The following is a 16160-nucleotide window of genomic DNA, read 5'->3' as shown; positions in this document are numbered from 1 at the left end:
AATAGTGATGAGTATACCTATTAGTGGGTTAAATAATAATGTGATCGGTGTAACAGCTAAAGATAAAGTTATTACACCTGGTCAGGCACAGTCTAATTTTGCAAATGCATTAAAAAACGCAATAAATAATGTGAATGAATTACAGAATGTTTCAGATCAAAAAACAGAGGCACTTGCAAAAGGAGAGATTGATGATTTGCATGATGTCATGATTACTGCGCAAAAAGCGAGCATCACATTACAGGCAACGGTAGAAATTCAAAGTAAAGTCATTGATGCTTATAAAGAAATGATGAGAATGCAAGTATAGTAGCTATTCTATTATATTTATCGGTAACTTTTACAAAGCTTTAATAGATTTTCAAAATATTATTGTTTTGAAATTTGGCGGGGGAGTACATGAACGAAAAAATAATGAAATTTAATGATAAGGCAAAAACTTTTTGGTCAAAGCGGTCGAAAAGTCAAAAGGGATTATTAATAGGCTCGATCGTTGCGGTTATTGTGTTAATAGCAGCTATTTCATTATTTGCGACGAGATCGAATTACGTTCCATTGTATAATAACTTATCCCTACAGGAAGTTGGACAAATAAAAAGCGAGTTAGACGCTAGAGGCGTCCCTTATGAACTCCAGGGCAACGGAACAACAATTTTAGTTCCGAAAGAGCAAGCTGATGCTTTACTCGTTGATCTGGCAGGTCAAGGAATTCCAAACAGTGGTAATATTGATTACTCATTTTTTAGTGAAAATTCTTCTTGGGGAATAACAGATAATGAATTCAACATCATGAAACTAGATGCAATGCAAACTGAATTAGCAAATCTGATTAAGGGTATTGATGGAATTAATGATGCACAAGTCATGATTAATATGCCAGATGATCCAGTTTTTGTTAGTGAGACGACAAAACCAGCAAGTGCATCAATTGTTTTAGAAACGGCACCTGGATATCAATTTGAAGGTAATCAAGTAAATGCTTTATACCAACTTGTGTCAAAGGCAGTTCCTAATCTAAATCCGGAGAACATCTCCATCATGAATCAATACTTTGAATATTTCGATCAGAACACACAAAACACAGCCGCTGGCTATCAAGATGCCTACACCTATCAACAAACAGTCAAAAAAGATATTGAACGTGATATTCAACGAAGAGTTCAACAAATGCTAGGAACAATGGTAGGCTTGGATAATGTCATCGTATCTGTGACTTCAGATATCGACTTTACACAAGAAAATCGAGTAGAAGAGATTGTTGAACCAGCAGATCCTGAAAGCATGGAAGGATTACCAGTTAGTATTGAGACGATTACAGAAACCTATACGGGTGATGGTGCTCAAGCTGGTGGTGTAGTTGGTACAGGTGAGGAAGACATTACGAATTATCAAGGCGCGGATGAAGCTGGCGATGGGGAATATGAGTATATTAAAGAAACGATAAACAATGAGTTCAACCGTATTCATAAAGAAATTGCCGAAAGCCCATATAAAATTCGTGACTTAGGGATTCAAGTAGCAGTAGATAGTGTGAAAAGCCGCGATGGTGATGAGGTAGAATATCTATCCGAACAGGATATGGGTGTTGTCCAAGAAGGAATAACATCGATTCTAAATTCTATCATTACAACATCTGTCGATGGGGCATATGGTGAGATTGCACCTGAAGAAAAAACATCTATTGTATTTCAAGAGTTCAGTGGCAGTTCTATCCTTCAAGAGGATCCAGGATTTAAGATTCCTTTATGGATGTATATTGTTGGTGGTGCGCTTCTATTAATTATTATCGTATTAATAATTCTTTTAATAGCGAGAAAACCGAAATCAGCAACAACGTATGAGGACAGTGCTGTTACAAGTGAGCCAATTGATAAATTACCAGACCTTGACTCAACTGAAGAAACGGAATCCATACAACGCAAAAAACAGTTAGAAAAGATGGCGCAAGAAAAACCAGAAGACTTTGCAAAATTATTAAGAGGCTGGATAGGAGAAGAATAGGAGGGTTTACGTATGGCAAGACAACAGCAAACAGAATTATCGGGTAAACAAAAAGCTGCTATTCTCTTAATCTCCCTAGGTCCAGATGTTTCAGCGCAGGTCTACAAGCATCTTACAGAGGAAGAGATAGAGAAGTTAAGTCTTGAAATATCATCTGTTCAAAAAGTAGATGGCGGTATGAAAGAGCAGGTTCTTGAACAATTTCATCAAATAGCACTTGCTCAGGATTACATTTCTCAAGGTGGTATTGGATACGCAAAAACTGTACTTGAAAAAGCCTTTGGAGAATCGGAAGCAAGTAATATTATTAATCGATTGACATCTTCTTTACAAGTGAGACCGTTTGATTTTGCGCGAAAAGCAGATCCGCAACAGGTTCTAAATTATATCCAAAATGAGCATCCGCAAACAATCGCGCTTGTATTATCGTATCTTGATCCTGAACAAGCTGGGCAGATATTATCTGCCTTACCTCAGGAAATGCAAGCTGAGATTGCAAAACGTATTGCAACAATGGATTCTACTTCTCCTGAAATTATCAGTCAAGTCGAGGAAGTTCTAGAACGTAATATATCATCTTCCTATACAGAAGATTACACGCAAACTGGTGGCATTCAAACAGTTGTAGAGGTATTAAATGGAGTTGACCGAAGTACAGAAAGAACTATCTTAGATGCTTTAGAAATACAGGATCCTGAATTAGCAGACGAAATCAAAAAACGAATGTTTGTATTTGAGGATATTGTTATTCTTGATAACCGTGCAATTCAGCGAATTATTCGTGAAGTTGAAAACGATGACCTACGTCTTGCTCTTAAGGTTGCTAGTGATGAAGTGAAAGATATTGTCTTTAAAAACATGTCACAGCGTATGGCAGAAACCTTTAAAGAAGAAATGGAATACATGGGGCCTGTCCGCTTACGTGACGTTGAAGAAGCACAAACTCGTATCGTGGCAATTATTAGAAGACTTGAAGATATCGGTGAAATCGTAATTGCTCGTGGTGGAGGAGACGATATCATTGTCTAATTCCAGTGCTGAAGTGAAACGAATTATCCAAATCAGACAAATCCAAAGACAAATTGATGAAGATGAGAATAGCTATGAGGATACTATTCAATCACAACTTTCAAAATTAAATGAAGCAAAAGAAGAGTTATTCAAGCTTGAAGAGCAAAAAAAATTATTGCACTCTCAAACAGAAAATCAAATACAGAAGCTAAGAGATGACTGGGAGCAAGAAAAACTTGAATTGGCTGAGCAAGCTAAGGAACAAGGGTATGAGGAAGGCTTTAATCAAGGAAAAGAAGATAGCATTTCTCAGTATCAACATTTGATTGAAGAAGCCAATTCAATCACGATTTCTGCAAGAAAAGACTATGAAGCAACGGTAGAAAAAAATGAAGAAACGATTTTAAACCTTGCCATTCAAGTTGCAGAAAAAATCATTAAGAAAAAACTAGCCGAGGATCCAGAATCGTTTCTACCAATAGTAAAAGAAGCAATAAATGATATTAAGGACCAACGAGTTCTATCTATCTATCTATCACCTAAGAATTATGCATTTGTATTGGCTCAAAAAAGTGAGTTAGAACGAATTCTTGATAAGAAAACAGAATTATCTATATATGTAAATGAAAGCTTGGAGCAAGGAAGTTGTGTAATAGAACATCCATTTGGCAAAGTAGATGCTAGTGTCGATACTCAGTTAAGTCAAATACAACAAGTTTTGCATGAAATTGTAATGGAGAATAGAGAATGAATGTATCTAACTACCTAAATGCAATTGAAGAAGCAGATTTGTACAAACGCTTTGGTAAGGTTCAGCGAGTTGTAGGCATTATGATTGAATCAATCGGGCCCGCTGTAAACATTGGCGAGGTTTGTTACATTCATCCAACTATTAACCTGAATAAGAAACCTGTTTTAGCAGAGGTTGTTGGGTTTCATGATGAGAATATCATATTGATGCCTTATAACGAGGTGACAGAAATCGGACCAGGTTGTCTTGTAGAGTCAACTGGAAAACCGCTGACCGTGAAAATTGGAAGAGGATTAATTGGTAATGTAATTGATTCATTAGGGAAACCGTTAGATGAATCTGCACTTCCAAACGGGCTGTCTAGTTATTTAACGGAACAGTCGCCTCCAAATCCTATGTCAAGACCAACTATTTCTGAACATATTCAAGTCGGGGTCAAGGCAATTGATACCATGCTTACAGTTGGAAGAGGCCAACGAATTGGTTTGTTCGCAGGTAGTGGGGTTGGAAAAAGTACTTTGCTAGGAATGATTGCTAGAAATAGTACCGCTGACATTAATGTTATTGCATTAATAGGAGAGCGTGGTCGAGAAGTTCGAGAGTTTATTGAAAAGGATCTCGGACCTGAAGGATTGAAAAAGTCAATCGTTGTCGTAGCAACTTCCGACCAACCTGCTCTTATGAGAATAAAGGGTGCTTATACAGCTACTGCGATTAGTGAATACTTTCGTGATTTGGGTTACCAAGTGAATCTCATGATGGACTCTGTTACTCGTGTAGCAATGGCTCAAAGAGAGGTCGGACTAGCTACCGGTGAACCTCCTACAACAAAAGGATATACGCCTTCTGTTTTTTCAATATTACCAAAATTGCTAGAGCGAACTGGTACCAATAAAAATGGTGCAATAACAGCTTTCTATACAGTCCTAGTAGATGGAGACGATATGAATGAACCAATTGCAGATACGGTGCGAGGGATTTTAGATGGTCACTTTGTTATGGATAGAAAGTTAGCTGAGCAAGGACAATACCCTGCACTTAACGTGCTTAAATCAATCAGCAGGGTTATGAATAATATTGCTGGGAAGGAACATCGAGAATTAGCTCAAACAGCGAGGGCGTTATTAGCAAAATTCGAAGACAATAAAGAGTTAATACAAATCGGGGCTTATAAGCGAGGTACCGATCAAGAAATTGATAAAGCAATTCTTTATTACCCTAAGATAATGAATTTCCTTAAACAGGATGTGTTTGAAAGTCTATCTTTTGAAGAGACGTTAGAAAAGTTTAAAGCGTTGCTAAATGGAGGTAGTTGATAGTGGCAGGAACAATCGCCTTATCGAAAATATTGGACATACGAGAGCAAGAGAAAAAAGATGCTCAATTAGCATATCATCAATCCGTTGATTCATTTGAACAAGTTGCAACAAAGCTCTTCAATATTCTTAAAAGAAAAGAGATGGCTGAAGAAGCATATGATGAAGCGCTAAAGGAAAGTATGCATCTTGATTACATTCAAGATCAATTAATGTATATCGAGACTTTAAACAAAAAGATTCTAGAACTACAGGGCCAGGTACAGCAGGCGAGAACAACTATGGAGTCTAAGCAAGTTAAACTTTCCAATGCACATGTGGAAACAAAGAAATTTGAGAAAATAATCGAATTTCGAATTAACGAAGAATCGGATGCGCGAAAGAGAGCAGAGGATTCGCTGATGGATGAAATATCCATTCAACAATATCTTAGTCACAAAAAATAGGTGAATGCGATGGCAAAGGAAAAAGTACTAGAAGAAAAAGAAAAAATGAACCCGTTTCTATGGTTCCTGTTTGCAATTGTAATTCCAATTATAATTGCAATTACGCTGACAGTTATAGTGTTTGCTGTGGCCGGGGTTAATGTTGTGGATTGGGCAAAGAATACAGGAAATAACATTCCGGTCCTTTCATCGATTATTACGACTGATGAAGAAGCAAGAGAGACTCAAAAAGAGGAAGATATCCAAGGTAGACTGGATGCAAAAGATGCGGAGATTGAACAATTAACCGCTGATAATACAAATCTAGAAAGTACGATTGAACAATTAGAGCAAGAAATCGTAAAACTAGAAAGAGATCTAAATGCATCTAGTAACGTAGAGGATACCACCGATGAAACACAAGAAACAGTAAAGCAAATTTCAAGTTCATTTTCTGAAATGAAAAGTGAGCAGGCTGCTCTAATCCTTCAAGAGCTTGAGGATGACGTTGCTATCGCTATTTTAAGTGAAATGTCTAATGAAGATCGCGGGCTTATAATGGAAAGCATGACACCAGACAGAGCAGCAACACTTACGGAGCAATTCCTACAAAATTAATAATCCGTAGTCAACTTGGAAGGAGGTGAACACATGAGTACAATCGGAATGTTTTTACAAACTGGTCCAACAGTGGAAGGTCGAAATCCAATCATGAAGAACAACGGAAAATCTAGTGAAGGTACACTTTCTTTTCCATCCTTATTAAAGGAAGGTGACATACTGTCAGGAAAAGCACCTGTGAAAGGTCATCCGACATCAGGAGAGTTACCGAGTAGTATCCAGAACTTGTTAGAGATGATGAATATTTCGAGTTCCAACTTATCTGCTATTCTATCCAAAGGAAATGAAGGAACAGAAGATTCTAGATTGTTAGAGCAATTGATTAGCAAAGCTTCGGCTGAAGAAATGACTGTTTCAGCTGATTCACTTCTGCAATCCTTAAATTTACTTGCTGAGTTAAATGTACAGACAGATCCTGCTGAACTGATAGCACTTCAACAGCAACTGACAGAAATTCTTTCCAAAATAGAAAACTTACTTTCTGAGGTTAGTAATCAACAGGATAGCAAAAAAGTCGCGCCAAAAATCTTAGAGCTCTTACAAAAATGGTCTGAACTAGAATCAAAGGTAGCGGCATCGGGAACAACAACTAACTTGGTAAATACCTCTAAAGATGTTGAAGTAAACCCGGCGTTAAAAGAGATTTTAGTAGCTTATCAAAACCGAACAAAAATGACGTCTAAACAACAGTATAATACGGATTCACAGGTCACAGTAAAGGATGTTGCAAAGTGGATTGAGAATGCTTTACATAATCAGCAAATGGCTGATAAAGCTTCTCCTGTACAGAATGCTTCCTTTAATCCAAATACGGTGATGCCGAAGCTAGAGCAATATGTTATTTACGTGAATCAAAACCAGACAAATCAATCTGTTGAACAACAGGTGATGGACCAATTCCAACAAGTTATGAAGTCGAGTAAGTTTTTATCCATGCCTAATGGGTTAAATCAATTATCTATTGCACTTAGACCACAAAATCTTGGTGAGATGATGGTACGTTTGACACAAATTAATGGAGAAATGACAGTTAATATCGTTGTAACAACACAAGCTGCTAAAGAAATGCTAGAGTCGAATATTAATCAACTAAAGCATATGTTCTCACCACAACAAGTAGTGATTGAAAGACAAGATGTAGCTGCTGGACAAGCACAGTCACAATCAAAACAGAATGATGAGCAACTTTTTAATGAGCACAATCAAAGTCAGTCAGAACAATCGAACCAACAGGAAGGTAATCGAAATGAAGAGGACTTTGAAGCACATTTAAACGACTTAATTCTTAACGAGAAAGTGTAGGTGAGATAATTGGCAACGATTGATCCCACATTATATTTAAAAAATCAATCAACAACAAGAACTCCAAGTAATGATCTAGGTAAGGAAGAATTTTTAAAAATCTTAATGACCCAGCTTCAAAACCAGGATCCAACAAATCCAATGGAAGACCGTGAATTCATTTCACAGATGGCACAATTTTCATCATTAGAACAAATGATGAATATGTCCAATGCAATCAGTTCGCTTGTTATGAATCAGCAAGTATCTCCAGTAGTTCAGTATAGTCACATGATTGGAAAGGAAGTCTCTTATCAATCTTTTGATAAAGAAACTGGCGAAAAGCTTGATGTGAAAACTAGTGAAGTTGTTGCAGTTAGTCAATATCAAGGTTATGCAGTGCTAGAGTTGGAGAATGGTGAAAAGGTATATGCGGATGATATCTTGGAAGTAAAAGCAACAAATGATGATGCTTCCGAAGTTGAAACACCAGAAGAAGACACTTCAGAAGAAGATAAATCTCAAGCATAAACAAGGGTTTTAAAGTAAAGGAAGTGAAAGGTATGGATCACAGAATCCATCAAGTACCTAGCCAACATGCTTTGCAGTTTCCTGTTACCAAAAAACCAAAATCCATTGAAACAAAGCTAGATTTTAAGGCGGTTCTAAATGAACAGCAGGAACTAAAGGTTAGCAAGCATGCGAATGAGAGATTAATGGAAAGAAATATTCAATTAAATGATAAGCAATGGCAGTTAATAAACGATAAAGTTTCAGAGGCAAAGCAAAAAGGAATCAAAGATTCGCTAGTTGTTATGAATAATGCTGCTCTACTCGTAAGTGCCGAAAACCATACTGTCGTGACGGCCATGAACTTAGAAGAAGCATCTAATAGAATTTTTACGAATATTAACGGAACAATCTTAATTAACGAATAGGCTGGACCCTAATGGGAAGCCAATAGCTGTTGACTGATTGATACAGCTTATAAAACCAATTAAAGGGGAGAAAAAAATGCTACGTTCAATGTATGCTGGAATTTCAGGAATGAAAAATTTTCAAACGAAATTAGATGTAATTGGTAATAACATCGCTAACGTAAATACAACAGGTTTTAAAAAAGGTCGAGTGACTTTTGAAGATATGATGAGTCAAATGACTTCTGGCGCACAAGGTCCAACAGCTACACGAGGTGGGGTTAACCCTGCACAGGTTGGGCTAGGTTCTCAACTAGGTTCAATAGATAATATTCACACCCAAGGCTTTCGTCAAACGACAAACAGTCCTTTAGATTTCGCTTTAGAAGGTGATGGAATGTTTGTAGTTGCAAGTGACTTACAACCAGTTTTTGAAGATTCAAATATTTCTTATACACGTGCAGGTAATTTTTATCTAGATGAGCAAGGTAATATTGTTAATCCTCAAGGTTTATATTTAGCAGGTTTTCAAACAGATGATTTTGGAAACATGATCGTTGAGGATCCTGCGGGTACACAATATTCAGTTGATGAAGAAGGTAATTTCTATAACTTTAACACTGAAACCCCGCTTGCAACTCCACCAGCGGATTATGCTCGAGTTTTTGGACCAATTAATATACCAGCTAATGCTCAAAGCTTCAGTGTACAAACAAATGGGACGGTTAACTTTGTAGATGAAAATGGTGCTACACAAGTGGCTGGAAGAATAGCAGTTGCTAATTTCTCTAACCCTGCAGGTCTTCAAAAAGCGGGAAGTAATTTATTCCTAAACAGTGATAACGCTGGTTTTATTGATTATGTCCTACCAGAATCAAATGGTGCAGCTTCTATTGTATCTGGTTCACTTGAAATGTCTAACGTCGATCTTTCTGAAGAATTTACAGAAATGATTACTGCACAACGTGGTTTCCAGGCGAATACTAGAATTATTACTACTTCTGATGAAATCCTACAAGAACTCGTTAATTTAAAACGATAATAAGGAGGTAGGAAGTGTCCGGTTATTCGGACACTTCTTCCAATAACATGATAAAACTTAAACGATTAAATGGTGAGCAATTCACATTAAATGCGTTCATGATTGAGCAGATTCAATCCTTTCCAGATACAACAATTACATTAATAAATGGCAAAAAATTTGTTGTGAAAGAGACTGAGGAAACAGTAGTTGAACTTATTACTTCTTATTATCAACGAATTGGAATTATTCAATCGCTAAGTGAGGTGGGAAAGACAAGTGAGTAAATTAGTAAAAACCATGCTTATCTCGTTAGTAATTATCATTGTAATTGGTGCAGCAGCAGCAATCATTTTTCTAAATGTATTAGATAAAAAAGATCATGCTGAAGAAGAAAAATCGATTGATGAAATCGTTGAGTACTCTTATCAAACTCCTGAAGTAACGACTGACCTTAGTGATGGAAGTTTTGTACGTATCCAATTTCAAATTGTGACAGATAGTAAGCATGCGAAAGAAGAAATTGAAAAGCGTGAGTTTCAAGTTCGCAATGTCATAATCAAAGAACTAGCAAAAATGGATGAAGAATCATTTAAAACAGGCCTTACAGATGTAGAAGATGTTCTAAAAGTTCAACTTAATGAGGTAATGTCTGAAGGCAAGATAGAAGATGTCTATACAATAAGTAAAATATTACAGTAGAAAACAATACTCCGATATGGAGGTGAGTATCTTTGGCAGAGGAAGTTCTTTCGCAAAATGAAATTGATGCCCTTCTATCAGCATTAACAACTGGTGATATGGACGCAGAAGAACTGAAAAAAGAAGAAAAAGAGAAAAAGGTCCGTGTTTATGATTTCAAGCGTGCATTACGATTTTCTAAGGATCAAATCCGAAGTATCGGTAGAATTCATGAGAATTTTGCACGGTTATTGACAACCTTATTTTCATCACAACTAAGAACGTATGTCAACATTACCGTTGCATCGGTCGATCAAATACCATATGAGGAATTTATACGTTCTATCCCTAAAGTCACTGTATTAAATCTTTATAATGTGGAACCACTGGATGGGAAAATTATTATGGAAGTAAATCCTAATATTGCTTATGGGATGCTTGATCGCTTACTAGGTGGAAAAGGGGATTCTGTTAATAAAATTGATAATCTAACGGAGATTGAAACCATTCTCATCACACAGTTGTTTGATAAGGCAACAATTAGTTTAAAAGAAGCATGGTCATCCCTAATTGAGACTGAACCACTTCTGGAAGATTTAGAAATTAATCCGCAATTTTTGCAATTGGTTTCACCAAATGAAACGGTTGTGGTCGTATCGTTGAATACGGCAATTGGCGAAGTTAGTGGAATGATAAATATATGTATACCACATATTGTTTTAGAGCCAATTATTTCAAAGCTTTCCGTTCAATACTGGATGCAAAATGAGACTAAAAAGCCTGATCCTGCAGCAGTGGATAAGCTTTCCAAAAATCTTAAAAATGTTTCCGTTGATGCAAAAGCAATTCTTGGAGAAACTACGATTAGTATGCAACAATTGTTGAACTTGAAGTCCAAAGATGTATTTGCATTAAATCAATCAATTGACCAGCCGTTAATATTGAAAATAAATGATGAACCTAAATTCCACGTACAACCTGGTAAATTTAAAAATAAATTATCTGTACAGGTGTTGGAAGAAATAAAGGGAGGGGTTGAAGAATGATGAATGATGGAATGCTTTCCCAAGATGAAATAGATGCACTACTTAATGTGGGTGCTGAAGATGAGGAAGATTCAGAGACAAGCGAAAATGTAGACAGCAGCGAATATCTTACCAATATCGAAATCGATGCGCTAGGTGAAATAGGCAATATATCATTTGGAAGCTCTGCAACTACGCTTTCAACGCTATTGAACCAAAAGGTTGAAATAACAACTCCTACGGTTTCAGTAATTCATCGAAGTCAAATAGAAGATTCGTTTCAATTTGAACATGTAAGTGTTCAGGTGAAATATGTTGAAGGATTTTCTGGTAGTAATGTTCTTGTAATTAAGGCAGAGGATGCTCAAATTATTTCGGATGTTATGCTTGGAGGTAATGGTGAGGGTCCGTTTGAGGAATTAAATGAAATCCATTTAAGTGCGGTACAAGAAGCAATGAATCAAATGATGGGGGCTGCAGCAACTAGCATGTCAACTGTATTTGATAAACGTGTTGATATATCGCCACCCTCAATTTCACAATCTGATGTATCAGACGAATCGAATGATCAGGAAGATGTCTTTGTAAAAGTATCGTTTCAGTTGAAAGTGGGTACATTAATTGATTCAAATATTATGCAATTAATGCCAGTAAAATTTGCGAAGCAATTGGTAGAAGATTTACTAAAAGAAGATCAAGTGAGTCAAGCAGAATCAGCAGTAGCTGTTGAACAGGTTGAGAGTAATACAATGTATGGAGCAGCAAATACTGCACCTCAAGCTATGGCTCAAGTAAATGAGGGTATCATGAGTGGTCGAAATGAAGCACAATTCTTAGGTAATCCAGCAGTAAATAATAATTCAAATGTTCAACAAGCTGAATTTTCAAGTTTTGAGCAATCAGCTCCTACTACTAGTCAACAAAGAAATTTAGATATGCTATTAGATATACCTTTAAAGGTGACAGTAGAACTTGGCCGTACCAAACGAACAGTGAAAGACATTCTTGATCTAACATCCGGTTCTATTATTGAGTTGGACAAATTAGCTGGGGAACCAGTTGATATATTAGTAAATAATAAATTAATTGCTCAAGGGGAAGTAGTTGTAATCGACGAAAACTTTGGAGTTCGTGTCACTGATATTATCAGTCAATCGGACCGATTAATGAAGCTGAAATAAACATACTAGGAGGAATTTTACATGAGCAAACGAATCTTAATTGTAGATGACGCCGCATTTATGCGAATGATGATTAAGGATATCCTATCTAAAAACGGGTTTGATGTAGTTGGGGAAGCGCAAGATGGCGCTCAAGCAGTGGAGCTATATAAAGAACATACGCCTGATTTAGTAACAATGGATATTACAATGCCAGAAATGGATGGATTAACTGCTTTGAAAAAAATTAAGGAAATTAACCCAAGTGCTAAAGTAATTATGTGTTCTGCAATGGGACAACAAGCAATGGTAATTGATGCAATTCAAGCCGGTGCAAAAGACTTTATCGTAAAACCTTTCCAAGCAGATCGTGTTATTGAAGCTATTCAAAAGGCATTGGATTAAGAAACGAGTGAGTAACTTGAGTAAAAAATTTGGTTTGGGGATACTTCTTGGTCTGTTTTTACTTCTAATAAGTTCCCCTTCAGATGTATATGCAGATGGAGATAAAGTCAGTGACATGTGGGATGAAAACACAGACGTATCAGAGGAACAAAAATCTGATTCTCCTGATACCAATTCAGATGAAGATGGCCAAGTGTCTATTCCTAATCAAGAGGATACTCCTCAGGTTGAACCGGAATCAGATAACGGTGGATTAGCATTTGATTTAATCAGAATGGTTTTTGCTTTACTCTTAATACTTGCTCTGATTTATTTGTTGTTAAAATTTCTAAACAAACGAAATAAGTTGTTTAATCAAGTAAAGACATTAGAAAACCTAGGTGGAATAGCTGTAGGTCCCAGTAAATCAATTCAGATTGTGAGAGTGGGCAGTAAGCTTTACATGATCGGAGTTGGAGAAAATGTTCAGTTGCTTGAGGAAATAACAGATGAAGCAATGAAGGAAGAGATTCTTAAAAGTAATGAAGAACAAACTAACTTCACGGCTGGAAACATTCTAAATATATTCCGACAAAATAGAGAACAATCATCCACGAAATCAAAGAAGTCAGGTCATGATTTTAAACAACTTTTTTCAAACGAACTAGAAAAATTAAAGCAAAACAGAAAAAATCTAATGAATAGACATACCGAGAAGGAAGATAATCATGAATGAATTTATCGATATGTTTTCTAGTTCAGATCCTACAAACGTTTCGACATCTGTAAAACTAATTATACTCCTTACGGTCTTCTCGCTTGCACCGGGGATATTAATATTAATGACAAGCTTTACGAGAATTATCATCGTATTATCATTTGTTCGAACATCGCTTGCTACGCAGCAAATGCCGCCGAATCAAGTGCTCATAGGACTGGCGTTATTTTTAACATTTTTCATTATGGCTCCAACTTTTAATGAAGTGTACGAACAAGGTTTACAACCTTTGTTCAACGAAGAAATTACGCTTGATGAAGCTTATGACCGAGCAAGTGAACCAGTTAAGAATTTTATGGCAAACCATACAAGGCAAAAAGATTTAGCGTTATTTCTAAATTATGCAGAAATTGAGGCACCCGAAAGTATAAATGATGTACCATTAACAGCATTAGTACCTGCTTTTGCAATCAGTGAATTAAAAACAGCATTTCAAATGGGCTTCATGATTTTTATTCCATTCTTAATCATTGATATGGCAGTTGCAAGTATATTAATGTCTATGGGGATGATGATGTTACCACCAGTTATGATTTCACTTCCATTCAAGATATTGCTCTTCGTAATGGTGGACGGTTGGTATTTAATCACACATTCCTTACTTGCCGGATTTTAATGTTAATGAAGGATTTAAAGGAGGGGGTTAAACGTTGAGTAGTGAATTTGTATTGTCTTTAGCAGAAAAAGGAATATATACGGTGCTACTTGTTACAGGTCCGCTGCTTATTCTAGCACTGGCAGTTGGATTACTTGTTAGTATTTTTCAAGCAACCACTCAGATTCAAGAACAGACCCTTGCCTTTATTCCAAAAATCGTGGCAGTATTGGTAGGATTATTATTCTTCGGGCCGTGGATGCTATCAACTATTATGGAATTTACAGTTGACTTATTTCAAAATCTGAATCGATTTGTAGGTTAACTCATGCTTGATTTAATTAACATCAATAGCTTTCCAATCTTTCTGTTAATCTTAGTTCGAGTGTTAGGTTTTTTTGTCACGATGCCATTACTATCGTATCGAACAATTCCACTTCCGTTTCGAATTGGTTTAAGTTTCTTCTTAGCTTTTATCATGTTTTATACGGTAGATGCTTCAGCAATTGTAATTGATGAGTTGTATTTCTTTCTAATTGCGAAAGAAGCACTTGTTGGAATATTCATTGGACTTATCGGCTATATTATTATCTCTGCTGTACAGGTAGCTGGGGGATTTATTGACTTCCAGATGGGTTTTGCCATTGCTAATGTAATGGATCCACAAACCGGGGCCCAGAGTCCATTGACAGGACAGTATTTTTATATTCTTGCCTTATTATTCTTATTATCGGTTGATGGCCATCATTTATTAATAGATGGAATCTTTAATAGTTATCGTTTTATTCCAATTGATGCCTTTATTCCTTTTCATGATGGTAATATTGCTGATTTTGTTATTGAGGCGTTTAATACTATGTTTCTCATAGCTTTCCAAATATCCATACCAATTGTCGGATGTTTGTTCTTAGTGGATGTTGCACTAGGAATTATTTCAAAAACTGTACCACAACTTAATGTTTTTGTTGTAGGTTTACCACTTAAAATTTTGGTTAGTTTTGCTGCTATTTTTGTTTTCTTAAGTCTGTACATGGTTCTTGTACGTAATTTGTTTAATACGATGTTTGAAGTAATTCAAGGACTTATGCAGCTATTTGGAGGTGCTTAATCTTGCAATTAAAACTTGATTTGCAATTCTTTGCAGGAGAAAAGACCGAAAAAGCAACTCCTAAAAAGAGGAATGAGGAACGAAAAAAGGGTAAAGTAGCTAAAAGTCAAGACGTTAATACGGCATTTTTATTATTATTTGCTTTAATTTTAATGGCTGTATTTGGAAGCTTTATGAAGGATAATATGCTTGCCTTATTTCAGCATTCGTTTACGGAATATATTAATTGGGAACTTACCGAGAAAACAGTGTTTCAAATATTTCTCGAAGGAAGTATGGAGCTACTAAAGATTGTTGGACCAATAATGCTTATTGCTGTTATTGCTGGAGTTGCTTCCAATTTGATGCAAATTGGATTTTTATTTACAACCGAGCCACTAAAATTCGATTTGAAAAAGATTGATCCAATACAAGGTGCAAAAAGAATCTTTTCATTACGAGCATTGGTGGAATTGTTGAAATCTTTCTTGAAGATTGTGGTCATTGGTGCCATAACATTTACGATTATTTGGATGTTCAAAGACGATATGCTTATGATGGCATTTAAGAATGCTGAAAGCGCGCTATCATTTTTCGGAAGAGTAACATTAATAATGGGGATTAGTGCAACTGTTGCGTTACTATTCTTAGCTATATTTGACTATGCTTATCAACGCTATGATTTTGAAAAAAACATGCGAATGTCTAAGCAAGATATAAAAGATGAATATAAAAATACAGAAGGGGATCCTTTAATTAAATCAAAAATTAAAGAGAAGCAGCGTCAGATTTCGATGCGACGTATGATGAGTGAGATTCCAAACGCAGACGTTATCATTACGAACCCAACACACTATGCAATTGCAGTAAAGTATGATGAGAATAAAGCAAGTGCACCTTATGTAGTAGGAAAGGGTGTGGACCATATTGCTTTTAAAATCAGAGAAATTGCAAAGGCAAATAATGTTATGACGGTTGAAAATAGACCACTAGCACGTTCACTTTATTCATCTGTTGAGATTGGAGACGTAATCCCTGAAGAATTCTACCAAGCGGTTGCAGAAGTACTTGCATATGTATACCGGATGGAGAAAAAAGTTTAGCAA

General features: G+C 36.2%; 21 protein-coding genes. All 21 read left to right on the top strand.

The genetic code is table 11. The features are described 5' to 3' along the window. Nucleotides 1–7 precede the first annotated feature (7 nt). The 21 genes from fliE to flhB all read left to right on the top strand — a co-directional run bounded on the left by fliE (nt 8) and on the right by flhB (nt 16157). The gene (fliE, locus tag ABC228_RS04575) at nt 8–310 is read left to right on the top strand and encodes a flagellar hook-basal body complex protein FliE (RefSeq protein ID WP_345823901.1); all 303 of its coding nucleotides are present in this window, start codon (nt 8–10) and stop codon (nt 308–310) included. An 89-nt stretch (nt 311–399) separates the two neighbouring features. Next, nucleotides 400–2001 carry a flagellar basal-body MS-ring/collar protein FliF gene (gene fliF / locus ABC228_RS04570; RefSeq protein WP_345823900.1) on the top strand — a complete coding sequence of 534 codons (1602 nt, stop codon included), beginning with the start codon at nt 400–402 and terminating at the stop codon, nt 1999–2001. 12 nt (nt 2002–2013) lie between these two features. Beyond that, nucleotides 2014–3030 (top strand): flagellar motor switch protein FliG, encoded by a 1017-nt coding sequence (fliG, locus tag ABC228_RS04565; RefSeq protein WP_345823899.1) that lies wholly within the window; start codon nt 2014–2016, stop codon nt 3028–3030. After that, on the top strand, nt 3023–3763 hold the full coding sequence (fliH, locus tag ABC228_RS04560) for a flagellar assembly protein FliH (RefSeq protein ID WP_345823898.1): 741 nt from the start codon (nt 3023–3025) through the stop codon (nt 3761–3763). Before fliG ends, fliH begins: the two co-directional genes overlap by 8 nt. After that, nucleotides 3760–5079 carry a flagellar protein export ATPase FliI gene (gene fliI / locus ABC228_RS04555; protein ID WP_345823897.1) on the top strand — a complete coding sequence of 440 codons (1320 nt, stop codon included), beginning with the start codon at nt 3760–3762 and terminating at the stop codon, nt 5077–5079. The genes fliH and fliI overlap by 4 nt, the downstream gene beginning before the upstream one ends. A 2-nt stretch (nt 5080–5081) precedes the next feature. Then, entirely contained in the window at nt 5082–5525 is a 444-nt protein-coding gene (gene fliJ / locus ABC228_RS04550) for a flagellar export protein FliJ (RefSeq protein WP_345823896.1), read from the top strand. A gap of 9 nt (nt 5526–5534) precedes the next feature. After that, nucleotides 5535–6122, top strand: a complete 588-nt coding sequence (locus tag ABC228_RS04545) for a MotE family protein (RefSeq protein WP_345823895.1) — start codon at nt 5535–5537, stop codon at nt 6120–6122. A gap of 33 nt (nt 6123–6155) precedes the next feature. Next, complete coding sequence (locus ABC228_RS04540; RefSeq protein ID WP_345823894.1) at nt 6156–7427, top strand: flagellar hook-length control protein FliK; 1272 nt, start codon at nt 6156–6158, stop codon at nt 7425–7427. A 9-nt stretch (nt 7428–7436) separates the two neighbouring features. Further along, nucleotides 7437–7937 carry a flagellar hook assembly protein FlgD gene (gene flgD, locus ABC228_RS04535; RefSeq protein ID WP_345823893.1) on the top strand — a complete coding sequence of 167 codons (501 nt, stop codon included), beginning with the start codon at nt 7437–7439 and terminating at the stop codon, nt 7935–7937. A 32-nt stretch (nt 7938–7969) separates the two neighbouring features. After that, nucleotides 7970–8344: a TIGR02530 family flagellar biosynthesis protein gene (locus ABC228_RS04530; RefSeq protein WP_345823892.1), complete on the top strand. Its 375-nt coding sequence runs from the start codon at nt 7970–7972 to the stop codon at nt 8342–8344. A gap of 76 nt (nt 8345–8420) precedes the next feature. Beyond that, nucleotides 8421–9365, top strand: a complete 945-nt coding sequence (flgG, locus tag ABC228_RS04525; protein WP_345823891.1) for a flagellar basal body rod protein FlgG — start codon at nt 8421–8423, stop codon at nt 9363–9365. Between the two features lie 47 nt (nt 9366–9412). Further along, on the top strand, nt 9413–9631 hold the full coding sequence (locus tag ABC228_RS04520; protein ID WP_345824160.1) for a flagellar FlbD family protein: 219 nt from the start codon (nt 9413–9415) through the stop codon (nt 9629–9631). Next, entirely contained in the window at nt 9624–10046 is a 423-nt protein-coding gene (fliL, locus tag ABC228_RS04515; protein ID WP_345823890.1) for a flagellar basal body-associated protein FliL, read from the top strand. The genes ABC228_RS04520 and fliL overlap by 8 nt, the downstream gene beginning before the upstream one ends. 32 nt (nt 10047–10078) lie before the next feature. Continuing rightward, the gene (fliM, locus tag ABC228_RS04510) at nt 10079–11071 is read left to right on the top strand and encodes a flagellar motor switch protein FliM (RefSeq protein ID WP_345823889.1); all 993 of its coding nucleotides are present in this window, start codon (nt 10079–10081) and stop codon (nt 11069–11071) included. Beyond that, nucleotides 11068–12231 carry a flagellar motor switch phosphatase FliY gene (gene fliY, locus ABC228_RS04505; RefSeq protein ID WP_345823888.1) on the top strand — a complete coding sequence of 388 codons (1164 nt, stop codon included), beginning with the start codon at nt 11068–11070 and terminating at the stop codon, nt 12229–12231. The genes fliM and fliY overlap by 4 nt, the downstream gene beginning before the upstream one ends. Before the next feature lie 21 nt (nt 12232–12252). Next, on the top strand, nt 12253–12615 hold the full coding sequence (locus ABC228_RS04500; protein WP_345823887.1) for a response regulator: 363 nt from the start codon (nt 12253–12255) through the stop codon (nt 12613–12615). Between the two features lie 16 nt (nt 12616–12631). Then, on the top strand, nt 12632–13330 hold the full coding sequence (locus ABC228_RS04495; RefSeq protein ID WP_345823886.1) for a flagellar biosynthetic protein FliO: 699 nt from the start codon (nt 12632–12634) through the stop codon (nt 13328–13330). Further along, on the top strand, nt 13323–13988 hold the full coding sequence (fliP, locus tag ABC228_RS04490) for a flagellar type III secretion system pore protein FliP (RefSeq protein WP_345823885.1): 666 nt from the start codon (nt 13323–13325) through the stop codon (nt 13986–13988). Before ABC228_RS04495 ends, fliP begins: the two co-directional genes overlap by 8 nt. 34 nt (nt 13989–14022) lie before the next feature. Then, nucleotides 14023–14292, top strand: a complete 270-nt coding sequence (gene fliQ, locus ABC228_RS04485; RefSeq protein WP_345823884.1) for a flagellar biosynthesis protein FliQ — start codon at nt 14023–14025, stop codon at nt 14290–14292. A gap of 3 nt (nt 14293–14295) precedes the next feature. Further along, a complete protein-coding gene (fliR, locus tag ABC228_RS04480) occupies nt 14296–15075 on the top strand; it encodes a flagellar biosynthetic protein FliR (RefSeq protein ID WP_345823883.1) in 780 nt (259 codons plus the stop codon). Between the two features lie 2 nt (nt 15076–15077). Further along, nucleotides 15078–16157: a flagellar biosynthesis protein FlhB gene (flhB, locus tag ABC228_RS04475; RefSeq protein WP_345823882.1), complete on the top strand. Its 1080-nt coding sequence runs from the start codon at nt 15078–15080 to the stop codon at nt 16155–16157. Nucleotides 16158–16160 lie beyond the last annotated feature (3 nt).

The sequence above is a fragment of the Ornithinibacillus xuwenensis genome, assembly GCF_039614845.1.
GTDB lineage: Bacteria > Bacillota > Bacilli > Bacillales > Amphibacillaceae > Ornithinibacillus > Ornithinibacillus xuwenensis.
Note: the sequence above shows the minus strand (reverse complement) of the source record. Positions and strands in the feature narration are given on the sequence as shown.